Raw genomic sequence first — 26,284 nt, forward strand, 5'->3', positions numbered from 1 at the left:
GGTGCCCGGTTTCGACCGGCCCGCCGCGTTTTTTTGATCGACGGAGATTCGCCTGATGGCGCCCAGAACCCTGTTGTATGCCCAGTCCGGCGGCGTGACCGCGGTCATCAACGCCACGGCGGCGGGGGTGATCACCGAAGCCCGCACGCACCCAGCGCAGATCGGGCGCGTGCTTGGCGCGCGCCAGGGCATACTTGGCGTGCTGGGAGAGGACCTGCTCGATACCGCGGGCTTGAGCGTCCCGGATCTGGCGGCGCTGGCCGGGCAACCGGGCGGGGCGTTTGGCTCCTGCCGTTTCGATCTCGATGCGCCGGACGATAACCCCGCGCAGTTCGAGCGCCTGTTCGAGGTGTTTGCCGCGCATGACGTGGGCTATTTTCTTTACAACGGCGGCAACGGTTCGATGGACACCGTCCTCAAGCTGTCGGCTGCCGCCCGCGCGCGCAACTATCCGCTGAGCTGTGTTGGTGTGCCAAAGACCGTGGACAACGATCTGGTGGGTACCGATGTGTCACCGGGCTATGGCTCCGCCGCCAAATATCTGGCTACCTCCATGCGCGAGGCCGGCATGGACCTGCGTGCCATGAGCGGTCGGCGCGGGCGCATTTTTGTGATGGAGGTGATGGGCCGCAACTGTGGCTGGCTCGCCGCCGCCACCGTCTTGGCCCGGCAGGCGCCGGACGACCCGCCGCATGTGCTGCTGTTGCCGGAAGTGCCTTTTGACGCCGATGCCTTTCTCGCACGTGTCCAGGCCTGCGTCGAGCGCCTGGGCTATTGCGCGATCACCGCGGCCGAGGGCGTGCGAAACCAGGACGGCGTGTTGCTGGTCGAGCAGGACGAAGATGTGCGCGGCTATGTCCAGTTGGGGGGCATCGGCCAGTGGCTGGCGCGGCTGGTGCATGACAGGCTCGGCTACAAGCATCACTGGGCGGTGCCCGACTACCTGCAGCGCGCGGCGGGCCATCTGGTGTCGGCGACCGACCGGGCGCAGGCCGAGGCGGTGGGGCAGGCCGCGGTGCGCTATGCGCTGAACGGGCGCGACGCGGTGATGCCGGCGATCGTGCGTGAAGGCGATGCGCCCTATCGCTGGCGCATTGAGCCGGCGCCACTGGGGCCGATCGCCAATGCCGAGCGACGGCTGCCGACCGACTTTATCGCCGGCGCGGGTTTTGATCTCACCGGTGAGGCGCTGCGCTGGTTGCGACCGCTGATTGCGGGCGAGATCTACCCCGCGTTTTTTGAAGGCTTGCCGGACTACCGGCCGCCGACCTTTGTTGCCGTAGGCAAGAAGCTCGCCCCCTACACCGGCTGACGCCATGCCGCGCCCGATAAGGGCGCCGCATTGAGGCGAGCGCGGATCAGGCGGGAACGGCGGGATTCAGGCTGTAGCGAACGGTCAGCGCGGCCTGGCCCAGGATGTGCCCCGCCAGTGCGTCCCGGACTTGCTGGCCGGTAAAGCGCTCGCTCATCGGGCAACTGGCCAGATCCGTGGCGAACAGCGTAAACACATAGCGATGGACGATGCTGTCGTTCCATGGCGGGCAGGGGCCGTCGTAGCCGTGGTAGTCACCGCGCATGTCCGGGTCACCCGCGAACCAGCCGGTATAGTCATTGATGCCTTGTCGGGTGCCATGGGGCGCCGCCGGGCCGGGTTTGCCGCGCGCCGTGACGCCGGACGAGAAGGCGGCTTCGGCCAGTTCACCGAGGGCGGGATCAATATCGATGAGCACCCAGTGAAAGAAATCGACGCGCGGCAGATCGGCCGGCACCGAGCGGCCTTCCTGATTGACATCATCGCCCTGGCTCGGCACATCCGGGTCGTGGCAGATCAGCACCAGCGAGCGCGTGCCGGCGGGCAGGTCGGACCAGGCGATGTGCGGGCTGCGGTTGTCGCTGAGTGCGACATGGCCTTCGGTGGCCGGTACACAGAACGCGTAGGCACCGTCGATCGGCTGGCCGTCCTTGAGACTACGACTGGATATTTTCACGGGCATCTCCTGATGGCTTGTCGGGAAAACGATGCCTGCATTCTAGGTCGACTTGGCCACGATGTGCTCAGGCGGCCCGACGGGAGAAGTCGCGCGGGCGGAAGCCCAGTGCGAACAGCGTGGCGAAATAGGTCGCCATCCCTGCCAGTACGACCAAGGACAGGCGGATTGCGCGCGCCCAGCCGCCTTCGGCGGTCCAGCTCAGGTCGGTGCCTTTGGCAAACCACATCACCCCACCCAGTGCGACAAGGGCGATGAGCAGCTTGAGGGCGAACATCCCCCAGCCGGGACGGGGCATGAAGACACCGCGTCGGCGCAGTCCGCGATACAGCAGGCCGGCGTTCAGGCAGGCAGCAACCCCAATCGACAGCGCCAGACCGGCGTGTTTGAGCGGGCCGATGAAAGCCAGGTTCATCAATTGAGTGGCCGCCAGGGTGACCAGCGCGATCTTGACCGGGGTGCGGATGTCTTGCCGCGCGTAAAAGCCGGGGGCGAGTACCTTTACTAGGATCATGCCAGTCAGGCCGACGCTGTAGGCGATCAGCGCGCTGCGGGTGTGGAAGACGTCGGTGGCGCTGAAGGCGCCGTAGTGGAACAGTGTGGCGATCAGCGGTACCGCCAGCATGGCCAGGGCGAGCGCCGCCGGCAGGGTGAGCATCAGGGTCAGGCGCAGGCCCCAGTCCAGCAGCTCGGAGAACTGGGTCGGGTCCTCATCGGCATGGCATTTGGACAGGCTGGGCAACAGGATGGTGCCCAATGCGACGCCGAGCAGACCGGCCGGAAACTCCATCAGGCGGTCGGCAAAATACAGCCAGGACACACTGCCGCTGGCCAGAAACGACGCGAAGATGGTGTTGATGAGCAGCGAGATCTGGCTCACTGACACGCCAAGAATCGCGGGCGCCATCAGATACAGGATGCGGCGCACGCCGGGGTCTTTGGTGTCCAGGCGGAAGCTCGGCAGCATGCCGATGCGTGAGAGCGGGCGCAGTTGCAGAATGAGTTGCAGCGCGCCGCCGAGAAACACCGCCCAGGCCAGCGCCAGCACGGGTGGGTCGAATAGCGGCGCGGCAAACAAGGCCATGCCGATGAAGCTGAGATTGAGCAGCACCGGGGTGAAGGCCGGAATCGCGAAGCGGCTCCAGGTGTTGAGGACGCCGCCCGAGAGGGCGACCAGCGACATGAAGAAGATGTACGGAAAAGTGATGCGGGTCAGTTCGACCGTCAGCGCGAACTTGTCGGCGTCAGCCGAAAAACCGGGTGCCGACACATAAATGATGAGCGGCGCGGCAAAGGCCCCGATGATCGAGATCAGCAGCACGATCAGGCCGAGCAGTGTGGCGACCTTGCTGACCAGTTGCTGCGCTTCGGTTTCGCCCCGGCGGTTCTTGTATTCGGCCAGAATCGGGACAAAGGCTTGCGAGAACGCGCCCTCGGCGAACATCCGGCGCAGCAGATTGGGGAGCCGAAAGGCGACAAAGAAGGCGTCGGTTGCGGCGCCCGCACCGAACGCGCGCGCGATCACGAAATCTCGGGCGAAGCCGAGAATGCGTGAAATCAGCGTCATGCTGCTGACGGTGGCGAGGGCGCGAAGCAGGTTCATCGAAGGAGGCGTCCGGCAAACTGCGCATGATACTGTGTTGTATCTAAATCAGTGGAATGCGGTTTTGGCTTGCGCTGTAGCGGGCTGACGCGCTATCATCTCGCGCTTTCAGTATCTACCAACACGGACGAAGACTTATGGCCAATACGGCACAAGCCCGCAAGCGCGCTCGCCAAAACGACGCCGCGCGTGCTCACAACGCAAGCTTGCGCTCGCGTCTTCGCACTGCGATCAAGGCTGTGCGTAAGGCAGTCGATGCAGGCGATCAGGACGTTGCACGCACACTGTTTCAGAACTCGGTGAAAACCATCGACACCATCGCTGACAAGCGAATCATCCACAAGAACGCTGCTGCGCGCCACAAGAGCCGCCTGTCTGCAGCGATCAAAGGGATGGCCGCTTAAGCACTGCTCGCGATGCAAAAAAGGCGACCTTCGGGTCGCCTTTTTACTTTGGGGTGCCAGCGTGTGGCGGGGCAGCCTGTTTGATTAAACCGCGCTTTGTTCCGGATCGATGGTTTCGATGCTCAGATTGTTATCGTCGGCAAAGTTGATCAAGAATTTGTACGCAAGCGGTTCAATATCGTAGAGACGGGCATCGACCACGACGCTTTTGTCGCCGGTGAGCGTACAGCCAGGACGAACATAGGGTGAATACATCATGCGGTTGTCGGAGCCAAACGCCGACATGATGCCGCACAGGCGATCGGCCCAGTCGCTGGGGCGGAATTTCTTGCCGTCCCGTGTGACGCCGATGATGACAAAGCTATCGATCTTTTTCATGTAGTTGTGTTTTCGCGCGACCGTGTTTGAGTCGCAGCCCCTCCCGAAAGCGCGACGGCTGAGACTCTGTACGGTCTCTGGTGAACGTCCCGCGACAGGGCGGGATTCTAGCAGAAATCATGGCGCTTCCGTCGGCGCCGAGTGCGTGGATGGGCGTGGGTTTGGCGGGCAATATGTACATCAAAGCCTGTTTCACTTACCATCGAACGCTTACAGTTCACGGCGGCGACGGCCGCCGTACGTGTTTTGAACGGATCAATTTCTGATTCCTGATTTTGGGGCTTTTGCATGTCGCATGTCATGAACACCTATGGCCGCCTGCCGGTCGCGTTTTCCCACGGTGAAGGGGCCTACCTGTTCGACACCGAGGGCAAGCGTTACCTCGACGCGCTGGCCGGAATCGCGGTGTCCACGCTGGGTCATAACCATCCGGATCTGGTCAAGGCCTTGGCCGAGCAGGCCGGGCGTGTCTTGCATACCTCCAATCTTTACCGGATCCCTGCCCAGGAAGCGCTGGCCGATCGTTTGGCCGAGCTGTCGCAGATGGATGAGGTGTTTTTCTCGAACTCGGGCTGCGAGGCCAACGAGGCGGCAATCAAGCTGGCGCGTTACTACGGCCACAAGCGTGGCGTGACGCAGCCGGCCATCGTGGTGATGGAGCAGGCGTTTCACGGGCGGACGCTGGCCACCTTGTCGGCCACGGGCAACCGCAAGGTGCAGGCAGGCTTTGAGCCGCTGGTGCCGGGTTTCATTCGGGTGCCCTTCGATAACATCGCGGCAGTGGAGCAGGTGGCCAAGGCCAATTCCGATGTGGTTGCCGTGATGCTTGAGCCGATTCAGGGCGAAGGCGGCATTCGTGTGGCTCACACCGAGTATCTCAAGGCGTTGCGGGCACTGTGTGATGCACACCAGTGGCTGCTCATCGTTGACGAGGTTCAGTGCGGCGTGGGCCGGACCGGGAAGTGGTTCGGACACCAGTGGTCGGGCATCAAGCCGGACGTGATGACCTTGGCCAAAGGCCTCGGCTCGGGCGTGCCTATTGGCGCATGTCTGACCGCCGGGCGCGCAACTGGTGTGTTTGGCCCGGGCAATCACGGCTCGACCTTTGGCGGCAACCCGCTGGCGTGTACGGCAGGCCTGACAACGATTGATGTGATGTTGCGCGATGGCCTGCTCGACAATGCCGCGGCGCGCGGTGTGCAGTTGCGCGATGGCATGGCGGCGGCCCTCGACGGCGTGGCCGGTGTTGTGGATATTCGAGGTGACGGTTTGATGGTCGGCATTGAGCTCGACCGACCGTGCGCCGAACTGGTGGGTCAGGCACTCGAGGCTGGCTTGCTGATCAATGTGACGGCAGAGCGCGTGATTCGCCTCCTGCCGCCGCTGACGTTTACGGATGCCGATGTGACAGCGCTGATCGATGCGCTGGCGCCGTTGGTGCGTAAGTTTCTGTCGGCGTAACCTACTCCAAGAGCGTGTCATGAACGCCATAAAACACTATTTGCAGTTCAAGGATTTTACTCGCGACGAGTACGCCTACCTGTTTGAGCGTACGCGCTGGATCAAGGAAAAGTTCAAGCGTTACGAGCCGCACCACCCCTTGTTTGATCGCACCCTGGTGATGATTTTCGAGAAGGCCAGCACCCGAACGCGCCTGTCGTTCGAGGCCGGCATGCACCAGCTTGGCGGCTCGGCGATCTATCTCAACACCCGCGATTCGCAACTCGGGCGCGGTGAGCCGGTCGAAGATGCGGCGCAGGTGATCTCGCGCATGAGCGATGCGGTGATGATCCGCACCTTCGAGCAGTCGGTGATCGAGCGTTTCGCCGAGAACTCACGCGTGCCGGTGATCAACGGCTTGACCAATGAGTATCACCCCTGCCAGATCATGGCCGATATCTACACCTTCATCGAGCATCGGGGTGATATCAAGGGCAAGACCGTGGCCTGGATTGGTGACTCGAACAATATGTGCAACACCTGGCTGCAGGCCGCCGAGTTGCTGGATTTCAACGTGCATGTGTCGACGCCGCCGGGGTACGAGATTGAGCCCGAGCGCGCCGGTTTGTACGGCACGAATCATTTCGAACAGTTTGCCGACCCGATGGACGCTTGCAAGGGCGCCGATCTGGTGACCACCGACGTGTGGACCTCCATGGGCTTCGAGGCGGAAAACGAAGAGCGGATGAAGGCTTTTGCTGACTGGTGTGTCGACGAGGACATGATGCAGGTGGCGGCAGCTGATGCGGTGTTCATGCATTGCCTGCCCGCGCACCGTGGCGAAGAGGTTACCGCCGGCGTGATCGACGGCGCCCAGTCGGTGGTGTGGGATGAGGCGGAAAACCGCCTGCATGCGCAGAAGGCGCTGCTGGAATATCTCGTTATTGGCCGCGTGGAAAGCTGATCGCGCGGGTGAATTTGAATCTCGCCGCGTGATCCGCGGCATGTTTTATCGTCAGGGAATGCTATGAGCGATGTGAACAAGGTAGTGCTGGCCTATTCGGGCGGCCTGGATACTTCGGTGATCCTGAAGTGGCTTCAAGATACGTACCAATGCGAAGTGGTGACCTTCACCGCCGACCTGGGGCAGGGCGAGGAGCTTGACCCGGCACGCGAGAAAGCGCTCAAGTTCGGCATCAAGCCGGAGAACATCTTCATCGACGACCTGCGCGAGGAGTTTGTCCGCGATTTCGTGTTCCCGATGTTCCGTGCCAATACCGTGTATGAAGGCGAGTATCTGCTGGGGACCTCCATCGCACGCCCCTTGATCTCCAAGCGCCAGATCGAGATCGCCCGTCAGACCGGCGCCGACGCGGTCTCGCACGGCGCCACCGGCAAAGGTAATGATCAGGTGCGTTTCGAGCTCGGTTACTACGCGCTGATGCCGAACGTGAAGGTGATCGCGCCGTGGCGTGAGTGGGATCTGCTCTCGCGCGAGAAGCTGCTCAAATACGCCGAAGATGCGGGCATCTCCATCGACATGAAGCATCGCCAGGGCGGCGCACCGTATTCGATGGATGCCAACCTGCTGCACATCTCCTACGAAGGCCGTCACCTCGAGAACCCGGCGGCTGAAGCCGAAGAGTCGATGTGGCGCTGGACGGTGTCGCCCGAGGCGGCCCCGGATGCGGCCGAATACCTGGATCTGGAATTCGAAAACGGCGATCTGGTGTCGATCAACGGCAAGCGCATGAAGGCGCATGAGCTGCTGGCGACCCTGAACCAGGTCGGCGGCAAGCATGGCGTGGGCCGGCTGGACCTCGTCGAAAACCGCTATGTCGGCATGAAGTCCCGCGGCTGCTACGAGACCCCGGGCGGCACCATCCTCCTCAAGGCGCACCGCGCGATTGAGTCGGTGACGCTGGACCGTGAGGTTGCGCATCTGAAGGACGACATCATGCCGCGCTACGCCAGCACGATTTACAACGGCTACTGGTGGGCGCCCGAGCGCCTGGCCATGCAAGCACTGATCGATCAGACCCAAAAGACCGTCAACGGCTGGGTGCGCATCAAGCTCTACAAGGGCAACGTGATTGTTGTCAGCCGCGACTCGAAAACCGATTCGCTGTTCGATCCGACCATCGCGACCTTTGAAGATGACCAAGGCGCCTACGATCAGAAAGATGCGCATGGCTTCATTCGTCTCAATGCATTGCGCTTGCGTATTGCGGAGAATGCGCGCAACAAGCGCGGCTAAGGATGCAGTGGCGTGGAAAGTGATGTCATCCTGTTCGGTCTGACCGTTGCGGAATTTGAAGAAATTTCGCTCAAGGTCTGCTTTGGTGGATTGATCCTTTACATGCTGTTCATCATCGGCAATCTGGCCAAGGAATCGAAGGCCGGCAAGTACGGCACCGTGTGGATGTTTGCTGCCTTGGGGCTGGGCTTTGTCGGCTTTATCGCCAAAGGGCTTATCGCCCGTTTGTTGGGTATCGAGTGACCCCGGGGAGGGGTTTCAGGGAGAGTGTCATGACAGAAAAAACGCTGATCGAAGGCGTGTCGGTAGCCAAGGAAGCCAATGTGTATTTCGGCGGAAAGTGCGTCAGTCACAACCTTACCTTGGCTGACGGTACGCGCAAATCGGTAGGAGTCGTCCTGCCGGCGACACTCACCTTCACCACGGCATCGCCCGAGGTGATGGAAATCGTGGCCGGCGCGTGCAGTGTGCGCATGGGCGGCGACGCCGAGTGGCGCAGCTTCGAGGCCGGACAGACTTTCAAGGTGGCCGGTTCATCCAGCTTCGATATTCAGGTGGTTGGTTCGCCGATGCATTACGTTTGCCATTTCGGTTGATCCGGCGCTGATGAGCCGAGGTGCGGCGGCTCAGGCCGCCGTTGCCTTTTCTGCCATTCGTATGGCTTGAATAAATCAGAACAGACAGGAGTGCTTATGCCGTCGTTTGATATCACCTCAGAAGTGGATATGCCGTCGCTCAACAACGCAATCGACAGCACCAACAAGAAGATCACCAACCGTTACGACTTCAAAGGGACTGATGCGCGGGTCGAGCACAAGGACAAGATGCTCACCCTGCATGGCGACAACGATTTTCAGATCGATCAGATGAAGGCCATCTTGCTGCCTGAACTGACGGCCAAGAAAATCGATGTGCGCTGCCTTGAAGAAGAAAAGCTGCAGAAGGTCGGCGGGAACAAGGTGAAGCAGGAGATTCGCGTTCGTGTCGGCGTCGAACAGGATCTGGCCAAGAAGATCGTCAAGCTGATCAAGGACGGCAAGGTCAAGGTGCAGGCGGCGATTCAGGGTGAGTCGATTCGGGTGACGGGCAAGAAGCGGGACGACCTGCAAGACTGTATCGCCCTGGTCCGCAAGGAAATTACCGACTATCCTTTGCAATACGAGAACTTCCGGGATTGAACGCATGGATGTTTCAGCGGTATCGGCCAGTGCATTGACCGACGTGCAAAGTCAGGCGGCCTTGCTGATGCAACGCAAGGCGCAGGATATCGCCGCGAGCAATGCGGCGCAGTTGATCGAGGCCTTGCCGCAACCGGCGGCTGCGCCCGATCCGAATGCGACGGTGGGTGGAAAGATCGACGTATTTGTCTGAATTCGCTCAGCGAAGTTTATTACGCTCGGCCGGGCACCTTCAGGGTGGCCGGCCGTTTCATTTTATGAACTGACGCCAAGCGTTATGATGGAGACTGATTCGGTCGGGAGAGGGTGATGTTGCAGCAGACCCGGTGGGTATTTTTTTGCGCCGCTGTATTGATGGCTGGCGCCGTTCAGGCGACTGATGTCGCGGTGGTGGGTCTGTTCCCCGGCAAAGCCGTGCTGGTCATCGATGGCGGGCGCCCTGCGACACTGGCGGTAGGGCGCAGCACAAAGAGCGGCGTGAAGGTGGTGTCGGTGCAGGGCGAGCAAGTGGTTGTCGAGATCAACGGCACGCGTGAAACCCTGCGCCTTGGCCAGCGGGTGGTGAAATCGGCGGCATCCACCGAGGCGCCGACCGTCAACCTCACCGCAGATTCGCGTGGCCATTTTCTTGCCGCAGGCAGTATCAACGGCGCCCCCATGCGTTTCCTGGTCGACACCGGTGCGAGCATGGTCGCGCTTGGGCGGGCGGATGCCGAGCGTGCGCGTATCGACTATCTCAAGCATGGTCGCCCAAGCGTTTCCCAGACCGCCAATGGCATGGTGCGAACCTGGGTCGTCAAGCTGGCGGAAGTCAATCTGGCGGGCGTGACCCTGCATCAGGTGGACGCTGCCATCCATGATTCCGACCTGCCGGTCGCCTTGCTGGGCATGAGTGTGCTCAACCGCATGGAAATGCAGCGCTCGGGCGACACCTTGACCCTCCGAAAACGGTATTGATCGTGTCTCGGCCCGACGCACTCTCTGATCGATTACTGACCGCCGCCGCCCTGCGCGAGCGGTTTGCGCTGTCGCCAGCGCCTGCGGTGATGCGCGACGATGCTGCGCCGGATCGTTTGCGACCCGCAGCGGTGCTGGTGCCACTTGTTGATCGCGATGAGGGGCTGACGGTGTTGCTCACCCGGCGCACCGACCACCTGCATCACCATCCGGGGCAGGTGAGTTTCCCTGGTGGTCGGGTGGAGGCTGGTGACCGGGATGCGGAAATGACCGCGCTGCGTGAAACCCACGAAGAGATCGGCCTGCATCCCGAACGCGTCGAGTTGCTGGGCGCACTGTCCGAATACCATACCGGCACAGGCTTTCGGGTGACGCCGGTAGTCGGGCTCATTCAACCGCCCTTTGATCTGACGCCGGACAGCTTCGAAGTTGCCGAAATTTTCGAGGTGCCGCTCAGTTTTCTGATCGATCCGGCGAATCGCCGTCAGGAGCAACTTCTGATCGACGGGCGGGCGCGAACCTACTACGCCATGCCATGGCAGCATCACCATATCTGGGGGGCGACCGCAGGCATGCTGGTCATGCTCTCGCGTTTTCTCGGTGAGCCCGATTAGCGTTGCCCAGTATCGGATGTCAAATTGCCGCGGCTTGCGCTTTGAGACGCGGGCAATTGTGGTATGTTTCCCGTCGATTCCCGTCTGTCCAGACGCCGCGTAGTTGGCCTGAATGAAACTCCTTGCGATCGTGTTGGCCTTGTTGGTCGAACAAGTACGTCCCCTGTCGGTAGAGCGCTGGGTTCACGCGCCCCTGCACCGATTGGCCGATGCCTGCGCGGGTCGGTTCTATGCCGGTCGCGGCGGCAGCGCGGTGTTTGTCTGGCTCGCTTTTGTCGGTTCCGCCAGTCTTGCAACGCTGGGCTTGTATTGGTTGTTGTGGTCAGTGCAGCCGGTGCTGGCCTTCGCACTCAACCTTCTTGTGCTTTATCTGACCCTGGGCTTCCGGCACGAAAGTCACTATTTCACCGATATTCATCTCGCGCTCGGCATGGGCGAGTTGACACGCGCCCGTGCCCTGTTGGGACAGTGGCGGGGTGCATCGTATTCAGAGGCGACAGACACCGAAGTGGCACGGCTTGCCATCGAAGAGGCCTTGCTGGCCGCCCACCGGAACGTGTTCGGGGTGATGTTCTGGTTCGTGATGTTGCCGGGGCCGGTGGGGGCGGTGGCGTATCGCCTGTCAGATTTCCTTGTGCGCCGCTGGCGCAAGGCGAGTGCTGATGAACCGAACACGTTCGATCGCTTCGCGCGCCGGGCCTTCAACGTGGTGGATTGGGCGCCGGCGCGTCTGACCGGTATCTCATTTGCGATCGTCGGAAATTTCGAGGATGCAATCCTCTGTTGGCGGACCCAGGCAGCCCTATGGGCCGAACCGAGTTCGGGTGTAGTATTGGCCTGCGGAGGCGGTGCGCTCGGCCTGAGGCTGGGCTTGCCAATCCGTCAATCGGGCACTTTGCTTGAGCGTCCGGAACTGGGCGCAGGCGAAGATGTTCGTGTTGAATCCATGCAGGGCGCGATCGGATTACTATGGCGTGCCTTGCTCATGTGTTTGCTCATGCTGACTTTGGGTAGCGTGGTGGTATGGGTGGCACCTTGAGTTTTCCAGGAGGGAGTGTAGATGGCTAATCGTGAAGTAGTGGTTTTGAGTGCCGTGCGTTCGCCGATCGGCGCGTTCGGTGGCAGCCTGGCCGATTTCGAAGCATCGGAACTGGCCGGAATCGTCATGAAGGAGTCGGTCGCCCGTTCCGGTGTCGATCCTCAACTGATCAATTACGTGACCGTCGGTAACTGCATCCCGACCGACGCGCGTTACGCCTACGTTTCACGTGTTGCGTCCATTCAGGCAGGTCTGCCGATGGAATCGGTGGCCATGCAGGTCAGCCGGCTGTGTTCGTCGGGTTTGCAGGGTATCGTGACCACCGCTCAGAACATTCTCCTGGGCGATGCCGACTACGGTATTGGCGGCGGCGTTGAAGTCATGTCCAAGGGTGCCTACATGCTGCCCGCGCTGCGTTCTGGCGCACGCATGGGTGACACCAAGGCCTTCGACAGCATGGTCGCCGTGCTGACGGACCCGTTTGGCGTCGGCCATATGGGTATCACCGCCGAAAACCTGGCCGCCAAGCATGGCTTCAGTCGTGAAGAGCAGGATGCCTTCGCGGTCGAGTCGCAGCGTCGTGCCGCCGCGGCGCAAGAGGCCGGCTATTTCGAGTCCCAGATCGTCCCGATCGTCAAGCAGACGCGTAAGGGCGAAGTCGTGTTTGCCGCCGACGAGCACCTCAAGCCGGGCACCACCATGGAATCGCTGGCCAAGATGAAGCCGGCATTCAAGAAAGACGGTACGGTGACCGCTGGTAACGCGTCGGGCATCAACGACGGTGCAGCCTTCTTCGTGTTGGCCGACAGTGAAGTGGCAGCCAAAGCCGGCCACAAGCCGATCGCCCGTCTGGTGTCGTACGCCATTGCTGGTGTGCCGAACGAGATCATGGGTGAAGGCCCGATCCCGGCAACGCGTCTGGCACTCAAGAAAGGCGGCCTGACGCTGGATCAGATGGACGTGATCGAGTCGAACGAAGCCTTTGCCGCTCAGGCACTGACCGTCACCAAAGTGCTCGGTCTTGATCCTGCCAAGACCAACCCCAACGGTGGTGCGATTGCACTGGGCCACCCGGTGGGTTGTTCGGGCGCCTTCATCGCGACCAAGGCGGTTTACGAACTGCAGCGCACCGGCGGCCGGTATGCGCTGGTGACCATGTGTATCGGTGGTGGCCAGGGTATCGCTGCCATTTTCGAGCGCATGTAATCGGTTCAAAGCATCAAAAAAAACCCCGCTTCGGCGGGGTTTTTTCATGTCTTGTTCACGCCAGCTTGAACTACCAGCCCTGCGACAAGCGTTTGGCGTTGTGAATCTCGTTGTGAAGCAGCCGGTAGTGCGAGAAGCGACGCGCCGAGATGATGCCTTCTTCGACCGCGGTGAGCAGTGCGCAGCCCGGCTCGGCATCGTGCCTGCAATTGCGGAACCGGCACTGACCGAGAAAGGGGGCGAACTCGCAAAAGCCGGCGAGCAGATCGTCTTCGGTCAGGTGGGCCAGGCCAAAGGCTTGCAGCCCGGGGCTGTCGATCAGCGCGCCACCGCTTGGCAGCGCGTACAGGCGGGTGGAGGTGGTGGTGTGTTTGCCGGTGTCCAGCGCTTCGGAAATCTCCCGCGTCGCTGCATTGGCGTCCGGGACGAGTGCATTGGTGAGTGTGGACTTGCCCATGCCGGACTGCCCGACCAGTATGCTGGTCTCGCCGCTCAGGACGGCCGCCAGCGTGCTGACGTCCTGCATGGCCGATAATTCGATGAGTTCGTAGCCAAGGGCGGTGAACATGGCCAGACGGCGGCGTGCGTCGTCCAGGCCAGCGGTGACGTCGGCCTTGTTCAGCACGATGCGCGCTTTCAGATTCTGGTGCTCCGCCGCGCACAGGCAGCGGGAGATCAGTTCGTCACTGAAGCTGGGCTCGGTGGCGACAACGATGAGAATCTGACTAACGTTAGCGGCCAGGAGTTTTTGGCGAAACGCGTCTGAGCGGTGAAGCAGGCTTTGGCGCGCTTCATTTTTCTGGATGACCCCGTGGCCGGCGCTGGTGGCCTTGAACTCGACCTTGTCGCCGCAGGCGAAATCGATTCGCTTGCCCCGGGTGACACATAGCCAGCGTTCGCCGTCGGTGTCGATAACTTCAAACTGACGGCCAAAGGAGGCAACGATGGTGCCTTGGTTCATCGGGTGTTTCTCAAAGCGTTTTTCCCTGAAGGTGGGCGATTCGGATGCTGGCCGGGGGGTGTGAGTCGTAAATACGTGAGTAGAGCGGATCGGGTGTCAGCGTGCTGGCGTTGTCTCGGTAGAGCTTGACCAGTGCGCTGACCAGCGCTTCGCCGCTCGATTGCTCGGTAGCGTAGCGGTCAGCTTCAAACTCGTGCTTGCGTGACCAGGCGCTCATCAAGGGCGAGAAGGGGAAGCTGAAGACGGGCAGGGCGATCATGAACAGGGCCAGTGCCATGGCGGTGTTCTGCGCCGTTACGCCCAGGCCGGTGAAGAACCACGGGGTCGCCATCAATGCCGAGAGCAGCCATAGCAGGCCCAGCATCATGGCGGACATCAGCACCAGGCGTTTGGTGACATGGCGATGCTTGAAGTGCCCCAATTCGTGGGCCAGCACGGCTTCGACCTCAATGGGCTCGAGTGTGTTGAGCAAGGTGTCGAAGAACACGATCCGCTTGCTCTGGCCAAAGCCGGTGAAATAGGCGTTGCCGTGGGCCGAGCGACGTGAGCCGTCCATCACGAACAGGCCGTTGCTGCGAAAGCCGCAGCGGGCCAGCAAGGCGTCGATGTGGCCGCGCATGCGTTCGTCTTCAAGGGGGGTGAAGCGGTTGAACAAGGGCGCGATGAAGGTTGGCCAGACGAGCAGCACCAACAGGTTGAAGCCAAGCCAGAATAGCCACACCGCCCACCACCAGTGCGCGCCCATGGTGACCATCAGCCAAAGCACGGCGGCGATGACCGGAAGACCGATGATGGCGGCCAGTGCCAGCGTTTTGGCGGTGTCCGCCACAAATAGCGCGGGCGTCATTTTGTTGAAGCCGAAGCGCGCTTCGGTGACGAAGGTGCGATACAGCGTCAGTGGCAGGTCGATGAGCGCGCCAAGTACCCCGATCGATGCAAGAAACGCCGTGCCATGGAGGAGCGAGCCCTCGGCGAACACACCGGTCCAGGCCGCGTGAAGCCACTGCAGGCCGCCGCCGAGGGTCAGCACGAGCACCCAGGCGGCGTTGATCAGCAGGTCGATGCGGCCGAGCCCCAGGCGAGCCAGGGTGTAGTCGGCCGCCTTTTGATGTGCGCCCAGGGTGATCTGTTGGGCGAACTCGCGTGGCACCTCGCTGCGGTGATCGGCGACATGCGTCTGGTGGCGATAGCCGAGCCAGAGTTTGAATGCGGCGGTGGCCACAAGAACGGCAAGAAACAGGCTGGAGAACAGGGTGTTGGTCATGCGCTGTCTGAAAATGGGAGAGGGCGGCGGGCGGGCCGAAAGGCGCACGAACTATGACACAATGCGCGATTATCAACGGCTTTTGGCAAAATTATGGCACAGGATTCTAGCTACCTGATCTGGATCGACATGGAGATGACCGGGCTTGAGCCCGACACGGATCGCATTATCGAGGTGGCGCTTGTGGTCACCAATAGCCAGCTTGAAACGGTGGCCGAGGCGCCGGTGCTGGCGGTTCATCAATCCGATGACGTACTGAACGGCATGGACGAATGGAACACCCGCACCCATGGTCAGTCTGGCCTGACGGCGCGTGTGCGCGCCTCAGCGCTGGACGAAGCCGCCGTCGAAGCGCAGATGCTGGCGTTTCTGGCCGAGCATGTACCGGAGCGCGCGTCGCCGATGGCGGGCAATTCGATCTGCCAGGATCGCCGTTTCCTCGCTCGGCACATGCCCAAGCTCGAGGCGTGGTTCCATTATCGAAACCTGGATGTGTCAACACTCAAGGAACTGGCCAAGCGCTGGCACCCCGAGGTGCACAAGGGCGTTCAGAAGAAAGGCAAGCATGAAGCGCTGGCCGATATTTACGAATCCATCGAAGAGTTGAAGCACTACCGGGCGAACTTCCTGCGCTTGCCGGAGTGAGCTTGACGGGCTGAGTCGAGGCCGCGCTATGTGGCCTGTATCACTCGCCCCGGGCGTACAGGCTGAGGACTTCCTTGCGGCTGCCACCGCCGCGCTCATAGCGCCACAGTGGCTCGCCCATGTCGCGCACCTCGGTGCCGGCAATCAGTAGCAGCGGGCAGGTTTTGTCGGCCACGGCGTGGGGGCGGATGCCGGCGCGATAGTCCAGACTGACCTGCTGGCTCGGCGACAGGCCGAGGCCCGAGAGGCAACCCGCGGGCTGATCCTTGAGCGCTTCGCGCAAGGACAGCACGGCCGGATCGTGGCTCTTGCTGTAGTCAAACCAGGGTTGCAGGAGAATCACCGCCAGGCACCACAGCATGGTCATGCCGAGTGCGGAGTTCTGGGCGCCGCGATACGGGCTGCGCTTCGTGGTGGCGACCAGCCAGGTCCAGCCCGCGCAAAGTGCAAGACCCAGTAGCGATGGCCACAGCAGCCTGTCGAGCGTGAAGGCAGGCGTCACTTTGGCAAAATGCCGACCGAGCCCCGGTGGCCACTCGAAAGCCAAGGCGCTCCATGCGAGCCATAGTAGTAGCGCGAACGCAGCAAACGTCATGCCGCCAAACCAGTCGAACGCGTTGGCCGCGCCACGCCGCAAGGTGCTTACGCCGGCGGAGGCCATCAGCGCCACCGGCAGCAGCAAGGGCAGAAAGCTGGCGGGGCGGAGTGCGCCGGTCAGGCTGGTGACCAGCAGCGCGAGCAGGGCCGCTGTACAGATGATCTGCCATGCGCGGCTGCCCAGATGTCGGCGCTCACGCCATAGCGCCCAGCCGGCGATAGGCCACATTGGCCAGATGAACCAGCCGAGCAGACCGAAGAGCGCCGCGGTGTCAGTGAATTTTTTGCCGTGCGGCACGGACGCTGCGACGCTCATGTCCCACCACTGAGCAAGCATGTTGGGCGCGGTCGTCGCCAAGGGGAGCAGCCACAGGCCGGCGACCGCGACGGCAGCCACAAGACCGATCAGGCGAGCGGCCATCGACGGCAGCAACAGCAGCAATGGTGCGGTCATCAACAAGGCGTTCAGGCCGTTGGCGAGGCAAGCCAGACCCACACCGAGACCGGCGATCAGCGCGCCTTTGCGGGCATGTTTCATGGCCACGGCCATGCCCCAGAAGGTGATCGCCTGAGCGAGCATGACAGCGAGCATGGGTTGGGTTTCATGGGCGTGAACCACGAGTCCCAGGCTCGCGATCAGCAGTAGCATGGCCGGGGCATGGCCACGCTCACCATGCATGCGACGTGCGGCATCTGCGGTCAGGAGTAATGCGATCGCGGTGAGCAAGCCGCTGGCCAGGCGTGCGGCGTCATGCAGGGGCAGGATCGCGCCGAGCGCGGTGGCCAGTGCTGCCGCGATCCAGTAATACAGCGGGCCGAAATCCAGAAAGGCTTCGCCGGCCAGATGCGGCACCAGCCAGTGTCCGTCGCGCACCATGCCGAGTACCGGCCCGAAGAATCGACCGTCATCGCCGCGCCACGGGGCGTGGCCGGTGAGGCCCGCCAGCAGGTATACGCCCAGCAGAACCGCAATGAGGATCGCGGGGGGCGGTGGCGCTAGTGTGGGGGCGAAGGGGTCAGGGCGTGTTGTCATCCGGGGCGGTTAGTAGCCGTCGTGGCGTGCGAATTTTACGCCAGTGCGTGTTTTGTGGTGCGCCGAGCGGCGTGGATGGGCAACAAAAAAGGCAGCCGGGGCTGCCTTTTTTGCTGGCGCAAGACTGCGCAGGGCGAAATCAACCCAGGCGCTGTACGTTGCCGAACTTCTTGTTGAAGCGCTCGACGCGGCCGGCGGTGTCGACGATCTTCTGCTTGCCGGTGTAGAACGGGTGGCACTCGGAACACACTTCGATCGTCATGGCTTCTTTGCCAGAGGTCGAGCGGGTCACGAAGGCGTTGCCGCAGCTGCAGGTGATGGTGATGTCTTTGTACTTCGGGTGGATGTCCGCTTTCATGGCGTTCGTCTCGTCTGGTTCGCGGGCGGCGATTGTGACCGCCCTAGGCTGTAAAGCCGAGCATTATCCTTGATCATTCCATGAAAATCAAGAAGCTGGCCCGGTTGCGGTACATTCGCTAGGTTAGAATTCGCTTTGCTCAGTCGAGCAGTTCGAGCACCTTCTCCGGTGGCCGGCCAATCACTGCGCGCTCCCCTCGAATCGCGATGGGGCGTTCGATCAGTTTCGGGTGGGCTGCCAGTGCGTCCAGCGCCGCGTCGGCGTCGAGGGTTTTGCCCTGATAGTGGGTCTTGAAGATGTCTTCGCCGCGGCGGATCAAGGCGTCGGGCGTGATGCCCAGTTGCGCGACGATGCGCGCCAGGGAGTCGCGGCTGGGCGGCGTGTCGAGGTAGAGCAGCACGCTCACGTCGGCGCCGGCATCCTGCAGCAAGGCAAGGGCGGCGCGGCTTTTGGAGCAGCGCGGGTTGTGGAGCAGGGTAATCGTGTCGGACATGTCTGACGGTTTTTAGTGAGAGAGAGCATGAGTTTACTGTGTTGGGGCGCGTCGTGAAGCTTTTGCTGGCGCCGATGGAGGGTTTGGCCGACGAGGTGCTGCGCGATGTGCTCACCCGGCTGTCGCCCTATGACCAGGCGGTGAGCGAGTTTGTGCGCATCTCGGCGACGGTGCTGCCGCAACGCAGTTTTTATCGCATCAGCCCGGAGTTGGCTCAGGGCGGCCGAACGGCGGCCGGCACGCCGGTCCAGCTGCAATTGATGGGGTCTGACCCGGATCTGATGGCACAGAATGCGGCGCGGGCGGTTCAGTGGTCGCCTGCCGGCATTGATCTGAATTTTGGTTGCCCGGCGCAGCAGGTGAATCGCCATCGCGGCGGCGCGGTCTTGCTCGATGAGCCCGAGACCCTGCATGCCGTGGCGGCGGCGGTGCGCGCCGTGATGCCGCTCGGTGGCCCGAAGCTGACCGCCAAAATGCGCCTTGGTGTGCGCGATACCGGCCTGACCCTGGCCTGTGCCGAGGCGCTGACCGAGGCGGGTGTCGAGCGGATCGTGGTCCACGCCAGAACCAAACTCGAAGGTTACCGTCCGCCAGCGCATTGGGTCTGGGTTGGGCGGATCGCCGACCATGTCAAGGTGCCGGTGGTGGCCAATGGCGAGGTGTGGTCAGTCGCCGATTGGCAGCGTTGTCGGCAGGAAAGCGGTGTGGCAGACGTGATGCTCGGTCGCGGTGCGGTGGCGGACCCCTTTCTGGCGCGCGATATTCGCGCCGGCCGGGTTCGGGATGCAGCGGACCCGCGAGAGGCCGACTGGGCTGAACTGTTGCCGGCGATCGCCTTTTTCTGGGCGCGCGTGCGTGACAAGCTGGCGGCGCGTCATGCACCGGGCCGGCTCAAGCAGTGGCTGGCTTTTCTGAGTCGGCGTTTCGTGCAGGCTGAAGCGCTTTACCAGGCCTTGCGCCCCCTGAATGATATTCATGCAATCGATGCGGCGCTGGCAGCCGCCGGCGCCGATTGTCTCGCTCGCGCTGCATAGGCCAAAACCATGAGCTACGCCAATTCCCGGATTCCGACCAGTGCTCAGGAAGCCGTGCACGGCGATCTGATTCGTCAGGTCGAGCGCCATCGCGAGCGCCCTTTCGCCAAACCGTTCGCGCAGTACAACCGCGCCGCGTTTGATGTGGCCATGTCCGGATGGGACGCGTCCGCACCCTTGATTCTCGACGCGGGTTGCGGGGTGGCGCACAGTACGATTGCGCTGGCGCGTGCGTATCCGGATCACTGGGTGATCGGCGTCGATCAGTCGGCTGACCGGCTGGCGCGGCGCAAGCCCTACCCGGACGCGCTGATGCCGAAAAACATGGTGCTGGTGCGTGCCGATCTGCTGGATTTCTGGCGCTTGATGGAGCAGGCGGGTTTGCGTCTGGCCCGGCACTATGTGCTGTACCCGAATCCGTGGCCGAAAATTGGCCACCTCGGACGTCGCTGGCACGCGCATTCGGTGTTCCCGACGCTGCCGCGTCTGGGGGGCGTGCTTGAATGCCGTACCAACTGGCAGGTGTATATCCAGGAGTACGTGATCGCGCTGGGCCTGCTGATTGGTCGGCCGGTGGCATGGGAAACCTTTGACGCCAAGACGCCGCTGACCCCGTTCGAGCGCAAGTACCGCGACTCGGGGCAGCCGCTGTACCGCGCCGTGGTTGATCTGGACGCCGCGGGCTGAGTTGTTCTTGCGGGCCTTGCTGTCTTGCGGCATGCTGTCGGGCGCCGGTGGCTACCGGCAATATCCTAGGAGAGGCGCATGAACACCACGCAACAGGACGCTGTTTGCCTGAGCGAATCGGAAATGGACGCCTTTGAGGCGCTGCTTGCGTCGGATTCCGTTCCCGATGACTGCATGAGCCTTGAGATGCTCGATGGTTACCTGGCTGGCGTGATCGTTGCGCCCACGCCCCTGAAGCCTGTCGAGTGGCTGCCGTCGGTGTGGTCGGAGTCCGATGTCGACATGCGCGGCTCCGGCGTGCAAAAAGTCCTCTCCCTGGTCTTGCGCTACCACGATGAACTGGTCGAAACCCTGGGCGATCCCGAAGGGTGGGCGCCGTTTTTCTATGGTAGCGACGAGGAGCCCGACGGCACGCGCCTGGGGGACGAATGGATGACCGGTTTTGAGCTCGGACTGAGCCTCTGGGCCGAAGACTGGGCAGACGGTCTTGATGGTCACGATGCCGCGACCTTTGAAGGCCTGATCGAACAAGCCATGGCACCGTGGGCTGACGATGAGGTGGACGCCGCGGATGACGACACGCGCATCGAATGGCTGACCACCACGGCCACCGCCGTGCGCGCCATGCGTCAATTGCGTGAGGATTGCGGCCTGCCGCCAGTGCCGCATGCCACCGCGGCGGCCGGTGCGCCGTCGCCCAGATCGCTGGACGCCTGAGCGCCGCTCGCATCACTCAAGCCGGCTGCTGAGGGCCGGGTCTCCGAAAAGTGCGTGTTATCACGGGTTTTCCCTGATGGGGAAAATCCCGATCGGGTGTCGGTGCGTCGACCGCCTACACTCGACGACGACCGTCATGTCTACAAGTGGCGGCATGACGGAGACAATTCATGATCACACCGCTTTTCCCGCGACACCGGGGCCGATTGCTGTCGGCCCTGTGTCTCTCCTTCGGCCTCGCCGCGAGTCCCGTGCACGCCGAAGACACCATCAAGATCGGCCTGTCTGGCCCGTTCAGCGGCGGTAGTGCGCCCATGGGCAACAGCATGCGCCTGGGCATCCGCATGGCGGTCGACGAAATCAATACCTATGTTGGTGGGGTGCTGGGGCGCAAGATCGAACTGATCGAGCGCGACGATACGGCCAACCCGGCCAAGGGGCTGGAGATCGCGGAGGAGCTTGTCGGCAAGCTGAAGGTGGTGGCCACGGTCGGTATCGTCAATACCGGTGTGGCGCTCAAGTCCATCGATGTGTATCAGAACGCCAAAGTGCCCTTGGTGGTGGCGGTGTCGACCGGCTCTGAGGTCACTCAGCGCTTTGCGCCACCCAATGCGCCAGCCAGTTACGTGTTTCGCATGTCGCCGCGCACCGGTGTGTCAAACGCCTTTCTGGCAAGGCATCTGGTTGAGGCGCGGGGTTTGCGTCAGATCGGCATCGTGGCCGACGACACCGGCTACGGCGAAGCCGAGATGGGCGACCTGGTCAAGGCGCTGGCCACGCATGGCGTGACCCCGGTGCGGGTCGAGCGTTTTGGCATTGGCGACCGCGACATGCGCGCCCAGCTTGACGCGGTGCGTGCTGCCGGTGCCCAGGCCCTGGTGATGTATGGCATCGGCCCCGAGTTGGCGGCGATTGCCAAGACCAAGGTCGACATGAACTGGACGGTGCCCACCTTTGCCAGCTGGACGGTGTCGATGCGCAACTTTCTCGATCAGGCCGGGCCGGCCGGGGACGGTGTCATGACCGTTCAGTCTTTTATTCCGGGTAGTGAAAACACCCGGCACCGGCAATTCGTCAGCGAGTTCGCGACCCGTTTCGGAAAAGATGCCATGGAGTCGGCCATGTCGGCGGCGCAGGGCTACGACGCCATGCGTGTCCTGTTCAATGCCATGTCGCTGGCAGGCGATACTGACGGCAACCGGATCCGCCTGGCGCTGGAGCAGTTGAACCGCGGCGTGGAAGGCGTGGTGACGACCTATATCCGCCCCTTTACGGCGGAGGATCATGACGCGATTACCGAGAATATGCTGGTGCTCGGCGTCGTGCGTGAGGGCCGAATCGACTACGCGTTCAAGGAAGACGCCAGGCGCAGTTTCGCGGTGCGCCGAAAGGCACAGTAAATTGGCCGGGAAGTGATTGTTTTTTAGGAAAAAATCGATATAATCCGCGCGCCGGAATCGATGGATCGCAGTCACAATTAGCCCCCCGTGGTGCCCGTCCGGGCGGCCACAGTCCAGCAGGCGCGAGGCGTCGTCGATTTGGCGGTGTGCACCCGTGGTGCATGCCGGCATTTCCATTGCGTGTGTTGGACATGACTGAACCGAACCCGTGTCTTGAGTGCGGCATTTGCTGCACCCACTTCCGTATCTCGTTCTATTGGGCTGAGGCGGATGACGCCCCCGGCGGCTTTGTGCCGGCCCATATGACCGAGAAGCTCAACCATCATATGAGCTGCATGAAAGGCAGCAATCAGATGCCGCGCCGGTGCAGTGCGCTCGAGGGCGTGGTTGGCGAAGCGGTGTCGTGCAGCATTTACGAGAACCGGCCCACGCCGTGCCGTGAGTTTCCGGTATTTTTCGCCGATGGCACACCCAATCCCAAATGCGACGAGCTGCGTGCCTTGATTGGTCTGCCGGCGATCGAACCCTGGATTCTGCCGACCGCCGCCTGATCAGTCTTGCGCTTCGGCGACGGCTCTGAGTACCTCGAGCGGGCCGGTCTCCGTCAGCGCTTGGAGTTGATCCCGGGATTTGACGAACAAGGACCCCGCAAAGCCGAGGGCATTGATCGACATGTGCTGCCAGCGCTCGACCGAGCGGGGGATCACGCACATCCATTCACGGGTCATCAACAGGTTGTATGGCGGCAGATCCGCGCGCGCCGGTGCGATGCCAAGTTGCGTGAGCAGCGTGCGATAACACTGCCCCAGCCCTGAGCCGAGCTCGTCGGACGACCAGAGGGCGGTGGGGAGTGACGCGAAAGCGTGTCGAAACCCGAACCGCGCGACGGTGTCGTCCGGCTGCTCGGAGACGCGCTGGGCCAGCGGCGGCAGGTCGGGAATCCATTGCAGGTGTTTATGGTCCTGACTGGCGCCGGCGCGCTCGCCTGCGTTGTAGAAACCCAGCCCGCCGTGCGCCGCGAGAATCGCGCCGAGAGCAGCAAAATCGTCGTCGGTGATGGGCCGGGTCTGCGCTTCGAAGTCGCTCGTCACGATCAGCAGGTGGCGCGCCATCACCGGGTACTTGTTCAGCAACACCAGATGATGTTCGCCGATGGCGCCGAGCGTCAGTGTGGCTTCGGGCGGCAGGAAGGGGTTGTGGGTGGCTGAACGGGTGGGTTTGTGGCGGTGCACCTGGCCGTCGCGCCGGGCGATCCACTTGACGACAAAGGGCGCGCCGCGGTCGCTCAGCTGCGCCTGATCGGTTTCGATCGGTTGCAGCGCGCCGCAGGCGTAGGCCTCGCCGAGACGACGGTCGATGGCATCAAGGCTCAGGTCGGGTGGGGCGGGCGGGGCAGTCATGGCCGGCTCATGATCCTAGAAACCGCAGTTGACCGCTTGTGCCCATGAGCAAGGTATTGAACATGCGAACCTTTTCGGTTTCTAGGATGATAGCGATTTGTGTCGAGGCGGCAAGCCGGTTACGGTCAACTTCAGGCAAACTGCAAATCTTCGAAGCGATCCATTCATGAGAGCGACGCATGCGAATCCTGATAGTCGATGATGATTATGTGAATCGCAAGCTGCCTGCGGTTGTCCTGGGGCGTGTCGGGCATGAAGTTGTCGAAGCGGCCACCGGTGCCGAGGCGCTGACGTTCGCGGCCAGTGATGCCTTTGATGTGGTGTTGCTGGATCTGACCATGCCGGACATGAGCGGCTATGAGGTCTGCCGCCAGTTGCGCGCCGCGGACGGCGGCGGCCGGTTGAGGGTGGTGGCCTATACCGCTTACGGCGTGGACGGGCTGCGCGATCAGGTGCTGGCGTCGGGCTTTGATGCCCTGCTGCTCAAACCGGTGACGCCGGCCGAGATTCTCGAGGCGCTGGTGCCGCGCTCAGCCGGCGCCGGCGGCGCGCCGCCGGCGCTCGGCTAACCACTCCCATACCCAGCCGCCGGGCCGGTCAGCGCCGGTCAGTACATAGTCGAGTGTGTGGCCGTTGGTCACCGTCAGCGCAAAGTCGCGCCTTGCGGCCGGCAGGCCGACCAGCAACAAGCGATCTCCCGGGCGGATGATTTCGTCCGGCGATGGCCGGATGATGTGGTCGTCATCATCGCGGCGCAGGTACAGCACGGCAGCTTCGAGTGCGGCGGCGCGATCATGCGGATTTCGCAGCAGGTCGCCCAGGCGCACGCTGCCGCTGTTGCGCATCAGGTGCCGGTACAGCGCCGGCGCACGCCGAAGATTGAGGCGCACACTCCAGACGGCGGGCACCGTCCAGCCAAAGCGGTCGGTCAGCTGCTCGACCAGCTCGGCGGACCATGCGTCGTCTTTGGTGGCGATCTCGGCCAGGAAGGGTTCGAGCAAGGGCGTGGTCAGCACCGCCAGGCACTCATGGCCGATGATCTCGCTCGGGACCACCGTGACGTCAGATTCAAAGGCGTCGAACAACGCGTGATTGGCATAAGCGTTCATGCGCAGGATCACGAACAGATTCGGGTTCAATTCGCGGGCAGTGACGGCAATCGACAGGTTGTCGAAGTCGTTGCCGGTGGTGGCGACGATGCCAACCGCCTGGTTGATGTTGGCACGCTCAAGTGTGGAAGCGCCGGTGCCGTCGCCCTTGACCACGCGGTGTCCGTGGCCGTCAGGCGCTTCGCGATCGATGATGGTGACCGGAACCGCTTCGCGGTCGAAGGCTTCGACGATGACCTTGCCGAATCCTCCGTAGCCGCACAAGACCCACTTGCCCCGCGGCGGATCGCGGTGACGCTCGACGGCGGTGCCGGGCAGGCCGGTGAGCCAGGTCAGCAAGTGATAGGTGTTGGGCGCATGCAGCGCCAGCGCCAGGTATTCGGCGAATTTGGCGTACGGGTTGATGATGTAGCGGGTGCCGAAAGAGGCCATGTTGGCGGCGATTTCGGTCGACCCGGCGCGGCACAGCACCGGCAGTTTCGGCGCCAGCAGCCGGGCCGAAATGGCGACCGCCAGGTTGGTGTTGTCATCGTCCGTCAGCGCCAGCACGCCCCGGCAGTGGCGACTCGTAAGCCCGGCAAAGCGCAGCGTTTCGGGCAGGCTGGCATCCGCCGCCAGGCAGGGCATGTCGGTCACGTAGCCATGCAGTTCCTGCTCGCCGGCCTTGTCGGGGTTGCGCTCGACCACCACGGCGCGCTCGCCCAGGCGATCGAGCGCCTTGCATACCAGGCGTCCGGTTTCGCCGTAGCCGCACACCAGATAGAAGGGTTCGTGGATGCGGCGGACCTGCCGGGCAAAGTGCTCAGTGGCCACGGCGTTCTGAAAGGTATGGTCTTGCAACAGCGAAAACAGCGAGCCGATGGTGTAGGCCCAGCCGACCACCGCCAAGTAAATGCAGATGGTGGCCCACAGGCGTTGCTCGTTGGAGAACTCGATCGGGATTTCACCAAAACCGATAGTGGTGGCGGTGTAGCTGATGAAGTAGAAGGCGTGAAAAAAGCTCATCTTCTCGCCGCCGATTCCCGGCGCCAAGGTGAGGCCAAGCACCGAGATGGCGAAAATCGTGATGAGCGTGATCAGCGGCGCCCGCAGGCGCCGCATGGCAAGAAACAGTGTGCTGTGGTGAGTGGCTGGCGTCATCGACGCTGCATGATGGTTTCGGCGATCAGGATGATGACCGACACCACGTTGGCAAACAGCGCGCCGCCCGACAGCGACACGACCTTGGCGGTCATGTCCGGCGTCATGCCGGTGCCGACCACATGGGCGCCATAACCCCACACCATGGCGGCGGCGATCAGTTGCAGGTCGGCCACCAGCGAGGTGGATAGATGCACCGCGCCGATCTGGGTGCGATCACCGAACTTGAGCACCGTGGCAATCAGGTTCACCACGATGGCGGCGAATAGTTCGTAGATGTCGTGGTGTTCGGGGTTGCTCAGGTCGCCGACAAAGAAACCGAAGTTGAGCGTGGCGGCGAGGACGATGAAGAAGCCGAAGATGACCTTCTCGAGATTCATGC

General features: G+C 62.5%; 31 protein-coding genes. 20 read left to right on the forward strand and 11 right to left on the reverse strand.

The annotated features are described in order from the left end of the window. The first annotated feature begins 55 nt into the window (after positions 1 to 55). The gene (locus FHP89_RS07730; RefSeq protein ID WP_144172765.1) at positions 56 to 1,312 is read left to right on the forward strand and encodes a 6-phosphofructokinase; all 1,257 of its coding nucleotides are present in this window, start codon (positions 56 to 58) and stop codon (positions 1,310 to 1,312) included. Between the two features lie 46 nt (positions 1,313 to 1,358). Here FHP89_RS07730 and FHP89_RS07735 read toward each other — a convergent pair whose 3' ends face one another. Together FHP89_RS07735 and murJ are read right to left on the reverse strand one after the other, a co-directional pair. After that, positions 1,359 to 1,988: a YbhB/YbcL family Raf kinase inhibitor-like protein gene (locus tag FHP89_RS07735; RefSeq protein ID WP_144172767.1), complete on the reverse strand. Its 630-nt coding sequence runs from the start codon at positions 1,986 to 1,988 to the stop codon at positions 1,359 to 1,361. Between the two features lie 67 nt (positions 1,989 to 2,055). Beyond that, positions 2,056 to 3,591 carry a murein biosynthesis integral membrane protein MurJ gene (gene murJ, locus FHP89_RS07740; protein ID WP_144172769.1) on the reverse strand — a complete coding sequence of 512 codons (1,536 nt, stop codon included), beginning with the start codon at positions 3,589 to 3,591 and terminating at the stop codon, positions 2,056 to 2,058. Between the two features lie 137 nt (positions 3,592 to 3,728). Here murJ and rpsT point away from each other — a divergent pair, with 137 nt between their 5' ends. Continuing rightward, complete coding sequence (gene rpsT / locus FHP89_RS07745) at positions 3,729 to 3,995, forward strand: 30S ribosomal protein S20 (protein ID WP_144172771.1); 267 nt, start codon at positions 3,729 to 3,731, stop codon at positions 3,993 to 3,995. Between the two features lie 84 nt (positions 3,996 to 4,079). Here rpsT and FHP89_RS07750 read toward each other — a convergent pair whose 3' ends face one another. After that, a complete protein-coding gene (locus tag FHP89_RS07750) occupies positions 4,080 to 4,373 on the reverse strand; it encodes a DUF3579 domain-containing protein (RefSeq protein ID WP_144172773.1) in 294 nt (97 codons plus the stop codon). 288 nt (positions 4,374 to 4,661) lie between these two features. Here FHP89_RS07750 and FHP89_RS07755 point away from each other — a divergent pair, with 288 nt between their 5' ends. The 11 genes from FHP89_RS07755 (at position 4,662) to FHP89_RS07805 (ending at position 13,064) form a co-directional block, all read left to right on the forward strand. Continuing rightward, a complete protein-coding gene (locus tag FHP89_RS07755; RefSeq protein WP_144172775.1) occupies positions 4,662 to 5,834 on the forward strand; it encodes an aspartate aminotransferase family protein in 1,173 nt (390 codons plus the stop codon). Positions 5,835 to 5,853: 19 nt separating this feature from the next. Beyond that, positions 5,854 to 6,777, forward strand: a complete 924-nt coding sequence (gene argF / locus FHP89_RS07760; RefSeq protein ID WP_144172783.1) for an ornithine carbamoyltransferase — start codon at positions 5,854 to 5,856, stop codon at positions 6,775 to 6,777. Positions 6,778 to 6,840: 63 nt separating this feature from the next. After that, on the forward strand, positions 6,841 to 8,070 hold the full coding sequence (locus FHP89_RS07765) for an argininosuccinate synthase (protein ID WP_144172791.1): 1,230 nt from the start codon (positions 6,841 to 6,843) through the stop codon (positions 8,068 to 8,070). 12 nt (positions 8,071 to 8,082) lie between these two features. Further along, on the forward strand, positions 8,083 to 8,313 hold the full coding sequence (locus tag FHP89_RS07770; protein WP_144172794.1) for a DUF2788 domain-containing protein: 231 nt from the start codon (positions 8,083 to 8,085) through the stop codon (positions 8,311 to 8,313). Between the two features lie 29 nt (positions 8,314 to 8,342). Next, on the forward strand, positions 8,343 to 8,666 hold the full coding sequence (ppnP, locus tag FHP89_RS07775; RefSeq protein WP_144172796.1) for a pyrimidine/purine nucleoside phosphorylase: 324 nt from the start codon (positions 8,343 to 8,345) through the stop codon (positions 8,664 to 8,666). Positions 8,667 to 8,762: 96 nt separating this feature from the next. Continuing rightward, entirely contained in the window at positions 8,763 to 9,248 is a 486-nt protein-coding gene (locus FHP89_RS07780; RefSeq protein WP_144172799.1) for a YajQ family cyclic di-GMP-binding protein, read from the forward strand. Between the two features lie 4 nt (positions 9,249 to 9,252). Further along, entirely contained in the window at positions 9,253 to 9,441 is a 189-nt protein-coding gene (locus tag FHP89_RS07785; protein ID WP_144172801.1) for a putative motility protein, read from the forward strand. 116 nt (positions 9,442 to 9,557) lie between these two features. Next, entirely contained in the window at positions 9,558 to 10,205 is a 648-nt protein-coding gene (locus tag FHP89_RS07790; protein WP_222105338.1) for a retropepsin-like aspartic protease family protein, read from the forward strand. Between the two features lie 2 nt (positions 10,206 to 10,207). Beyond that, positions 10,208 to 10,819 (forward strand): CoA pyrophosphatase, encoded by a 612-nt coding sequence (locus FHP89_RS07795; protein WP_391525480.1) that lies wholly within the window; start codon positions 10,208 to 10,210, stop codon positions 10,817 to 10,819. A gap of 112 nt (positions 10,820 to 10,931) precedes the next feature. After that, entirely contained in the window at positions 10,932 to 11,858 is a 927-nt protein-coding gene (locus tag FHP89_RS07800; RefSeq protein ID WP_144172803.1) for a CobD/CbiB family protein, read from the forward strand. A gap of 21 nt (positions 11,859 to 11,879) precedes the next feature. Then, positions 11,880 to 13,064, forward strand: a complete 1,185-nt coding sequence (locus FHP89_RS07805) for an acetyl-CoA C-acyltransferase family protein (protein ID WP_144172806.1) — start codon at positions 11,880 to 11,882, stop codon at positions 13,062 to 13,064. Positions 13,065 to 13,134: 70 nt separating this feature from the next. Here the strand turns inward: FHP89_RS07805 and rsgA are convergent, their stop codons facing one another. Both rsgA and FHP89_RS07815 read right to left on the reverse strand, forming a co-directional pair. After that, positions 13,135 to 14,025, reverse strand: a complete 891-nt coding sequence (gene rsgA, locus FHP89_RS07810; RefSeq protein ID WP_144172808.1) for a ribosome small subunit-dependent GTPase A — start codon at positions 14,023 to 14,025, stop codon at positions 13,135 to 13,137. Positions 14,026 to 14,035: 10 nt separating this feature from the next. After that, on the reverse strand, positions 14,036 to 15,289 hold the full coding sequence (locus FHP89_RS07815; RefSeq protein WP_144172810.1) for a M48 family metallopeptidase: 1,254 nt from the start codon (positions 15,287 to 15,289) through the stop codon (positions 14,036 to 14,038). Between the two features lie 93 nt (positions 15,290 to 15,382). Between FHP89_RS07815 and orn the strand changes: the two genes are divergently transcribed. Beyond that, positions 15,383 to 15,934, forward strand: coding sequence for an oligoribonuclease (gene orn, locus FHP89_RS07820; RefSeq protein ID WP_144172812.1), 552 nt, complete (start codon positions 15,383 to 15,385; stop codon positions 15,932 to 15,934). Positions 15,935 to 15,974: 40 nt separating this feature from the next. On the opposite strand, the gene FHP89_RS07825 is transcribed toward orn, so the two are convergent. The 3 genes from FHP89_RS07825 to arsC form a co-directional block, all read right to left on the reverse strand. Then, positions 15,975 to 17,564, reverse strand: coding sequence for an ArnT family glycosyltransferase (locus FHP89_RS07825; protein WP_144172814.1), 1,590 nt, complete (start codon positions 17,562 to 17,564; stop codon positions 15,975 to 15,977). 139 nt (positions 17,565 to 17,703) lie between these two features. Next, entirely contained in the window at positions 17,704 to 17,922 is a 219-nt protein-coding gene (rpmE, locus tag FHP89_RS07830; protein ID WP_144172817.1) for a 50S ribosomal protein L31, read from the reverse strand. Between the two features lie 139 nt (positions 17,923 to 18,061). Next, positions 18,062 to 18,415 carry an arsenate reductase (glutaredoxin) gene (gene arsC, locus FHP89_RS07835; RefSeq protein WP_144172819.1) on the reverse strand — a complete coding sequence of 118 codons (354 nt, stop codon included), beginning with the start codon at positions 18,413 to 18,415 and terminating at the stop codon, positions 18,062 to 18,064. A gap of 53 nt (positions 18,416 to 18,468) precedes the next feature. On the opposite strand from arsC, the gene FHP89_RS07840 reads away from it, so the two are divergent. From FHP89_RS07840 to FHP89_RS07860, 5 genes are all read left to right on the forward strand, one after another. Further along, complete coding sequence (locus tag FHP89_RS07840) at positions 18,469 to 19,449, forward strand: tRNA dihydrouridine synthase (protein ID WP_222105339.1); 981 nt, start codon at positions 18,469 to 18,471, stop codon at positions 19,447 to 19,449. 9 nt (positions 19,450 to 19,458) lie between these two features. Further along, positions 19,459 to 20,136, forward strand: a complete 678-nt coding sequence (gene trmB, locus FHP89_RS07845) for a tRNA (guanine(46)-N(7))-methyltransferase TrmB (protein ID WP_144172821.1) — start codon at positions 19,459 to 19,461, stop codon at positions 20,134 to 20,136. 78 nt (positions 20,137 to 20,214) lie between these two features. Then, a complete protein-coding gene (locus FHP89_RS07850; RefSeq protein WP_144172823.1) occupies positions 20,215 to 20,853 on the forward strand; it encodes a YecA/YgfB family protein in 639 nt (212 codons plus the stop codon). Positions 20,854 to 21,023: 170 nt separating this feature from the next. Further along, entirely contained in the window at positions 21,024 to 22,253 is a 1,230-nt protein-coding gene (locus tag FHP89_RS07855; protein ID WP_144172825.1) for an ABC transporter substrate-binding protein, read from the forward strand. A 191-nt stretch (positions 22,254 to 22,444) separates the two neighbouring features. Next, entirely contained in the window at positions 22,445 to 22,804 is a 360-nt protein-coding gene (locus FHP89_RS07860) for a YkgJ family cysteine cluster protein (protein ID WP_144172827.1), read from the forward strand. Here FHP89_RS07860 and FHP89_RS07865 read toward each other — a convergent pair whose 3' ends face one another. Then, entirely contained in the window at positions 22,805 to 23,653 is an 849-nt protein-coding gene (locus FHP89_RS07865; RefSeq protein WP_144172829.1) for an ATP adenylyltransferase family protein, read from the reverse strand. A 179-nt stretch (positions 23,654 to 23,832) separates the two neighbouring features. Between FHP89_RS07865 and FHP89_RS07870 the strand changes: the two genes are divergently transcribed. After that, a complete protein-coding gene (locus FHP89_RS07870) occupies positions 23,833 to 24,222 on the forward strand; it encodes a response regulator (protein ID WP_144172831.1) in 390 nt (129 codons plus the stop codon). Here the strand turns inward: FHP89_RS07870 and FHP89_RS07875 are convergent. Beyond that, positions 24,184 to 25,902 carry a potassium channel family protein gene (locus FHP89_RS07875; protein WP_144172833.1) on the reverse strand — a complete coding sequence of 573 codons (1,719 nt, stop codon included), beginning with the start codon at positions 25,900 to 25,902 and terminating at the stop codon, positions 24,184 to 24,186. The two genes, FHP89_RS07870 and FHP89_RS07875, sit on opposite strands and share 39 nt — an antisense overlap. Beyond that, entirely contained in the window at positions 25,899 to 26,282 is a 384-nt protein-coding gene (locus tag FHP89_RS07880; protein WP_144172835.1) for a DUF6394 family protein, read from the reverse strand. Before FHP89_RS07880 ends, FHP89_RS07875 begins: the two co-directional genes overlap by 4 nt. Between the last annotated feature and the right edge of the window lie 2 nt (positions 26,283 to 26,284).

The organism is Denitromonas ohlonensis (assembly GCF_007625205.1).
GTDB lineage: Bacteria > Pseudomonadota > Gammaproteobacteria > Burkholderiales > Rhodocyclaceae > Nitrogeniibacter > Nitrogeniibacter ohlonensis.

What these genes read in the sequence shown, in the direction of transcription:
- orn (WP_144172812.1), top strand. Translation starts at nt 15,383, where the DNA reads ATGGCACAGGATTCTAGCTACCTGATCTGGATCGACATGGAGATGACC.
- FHP89_RS07870 (WP_144172831.1), top strand. Translation starts at nt 23,833, where the DNA reads ATGCGAATCCTGATAGTCGATGATGATTATGTGAATCGCAAGCTGCCT.
- rsgA (WP_144172808.1), bottom strand. Translation starts at nt 14,025, where the DNA reads ATGAACCAAGGCACCATCGTTGCCTCCTTTGGCCGTCAGTTTGAAGTT.
- FHP89_RS07765 (WP_144172791.1), top strand. Translation starts at nt 6,841, where the DNA reads ATGAGCGATGTGAACAAGGTAGTGCTGGCCTATTCGGGCGGCCTGGAT.
- FHP89_RS07880 (WP_144172835.1), bottom strand. Translation starts at nt 26,282, where the DNA reads ATGAATCTCGAGAAGGTCATCTTCGGCTTCTTCATCGTCCTCGCCGCC.
- FHP89_RS07825 (WP_144172814.1), bottom strand. Translation starts at nt 17,564, where the DNA reads ATGACAACACGCCCTGACCCCTTCGCCCCCACACTAGCGCCACCGCCC.
- arsC (WP_144172819.1), bottom strand. Translation starts at nt 18,415, where the DNA reads ATGTCCGACACGATTACCCTGCTCCACAACCCGCGCTGCTCCAAAAGC.
- FHP89_RS07750 (WP_144172773.1), bottom strand. Translation starts at nt 4,373, where the DNA reads ATGAAAAAGATCGATAGCTTTGTCATCATCGGCGTCACACGGGACGGC.
- trmB (WP_144172821.1), top strand. Translation starts at nt 19,459, where the DNA reads ATGAGCTACGCCAATTCCCGGATTCCGACCAGTGCTCAGGAAGCCGTG.
- FHP89_RS07860 (WP_144172827.1), top strand. Translation starts at nt 22,445, where the DNA reads ATGACTGAACCGAACCCGTGTCTTGAGTGCGGCATTTGCTGCACCCAC.
- FHP89_RS07800 (WP_144172803.1), top strand. Translation starts at nt 10,932, where the DNA reads ATGAAACTCCTTGCGATCGTGTTGGCCTTGTTGGTCGAACAAGTACGT.
- rpmE (WP_144172817.1), bottom strand. Translation starts at nt 17,922, where the DNA reads ATGAAAGCGGACATCCACCCGAAGTACAAAGACATCACCATCACCTGC.
- rpsT (WP_144172771.1), top strand. Translation starts at nt 3,729, where the DNA reads ATGGCCAATACGGCACAAGCCCGCAAGCGCGCTCGCCAAAACGACGCC.
- argF (WP_144172783.1), top strand. Translation starts at nt 5,854, where the DNA reads ATGAACGCCATAAAACACTATTTGCAGTTCAAGGATTTTACTCGCGAC.
- FHP89_RS07850 (WP_144172823.1), top strand. Translation starts at nt 20,215, where the DNA reads ATGAACACCACGCAACAGGACGCTGTTTGCCTGAGCGAATCGGAAATG.
- FHP89_RS07855 (WP_144172825.1), top strand. Translation starts at nt 21,024, where the DNA reads ATGATCACACCGCTTTTCCCGCGACACCGGGGCCGATTGCTGTCGGCC.
- FHP89_RS07730 (WP_144172765.1), top strand. Translation starts at nt 56, where the DNA reads ATGGCGCCCAGAACCCTGTTGTATGCCCAGTCCGGCGGCGTGACCGCG.
- FHP89_RS07805 (WP_144172806.1), top strand. Translation starts at nt 11,880, where the DNA reads ATGGCTAATCGTGAAGTAGTGGTTTTGAGTGCCGTGCGTTCGCCGATC.
- FHP89_RS07865 (WP_144172829.1), bottom strand. Translation starts at nt 23,653, where the DNA reads ATGACTGCCCCGCCCGCCCCACCCGACCTGAGCCTTGATGCCATCGAC.
- FHP89_RS07790 (WP_222105338.1), top strand. Translation starts at nt 9,558, where the DNA reads ATGTTGCAGCAGACCCGGTGGGTATTTTTTTGCGCCGCTGTATTGATG.
- ppnP (WP_144172796.1), top strand. Translation starts at nt 8,343, where the DNA reads ATGACAGAAAAAACGCTGATCGAAGGCGTGTCGGTAGCCAAGGAAGCC.
- FHP89_RS07755 (WP_144172775.1), top strand. Translation starts at nt 4,662, where the DNA reads ATGTCGCATGTCATGAACACCTATGGCCGCCTGCCGGTCGCGTTTTCC.
- FHP89_RS07875 (WP_144172833.1), bottom strand. Translation starts at nt 25,902, where the DNA reads ATGACGCCAGCCACTCACCACAGCACACTGTTTCTTGCCATGCGGCGC.
- FHP89_RS07780 (WP_144172799.1), top strand. Translation starts at nt 8,763, where the DNA reads ATGCCGTCGTTTGATATCACCTCAGAAGTGGATATGCCGTCGCTCAAC.
- FHP89_RS07785 (WP_144172801.1), top strand. Translation starts at nt 9,253, where the DNA reads ATGGATGTTTCAGCGGTATCGGCCAGTGCATTGACCGACGTGCAAAGT.
- FHP89_RS07815 (WP_144172810.1), bottom strand. Translation starts at nt 15,289, where the DNA reads ATGACCAACACCCTGTTCTCCAGCCTGTTTCTTGCCGTTCTTGTGGCC.
- murJ (WP_144172769.1), bottom strand. Translation starts at nt 3,591, where the DNA reads ATGAACCTGCTTCGCGCCCTCGCCACCGTCAGCAGCATGACGCTGATT.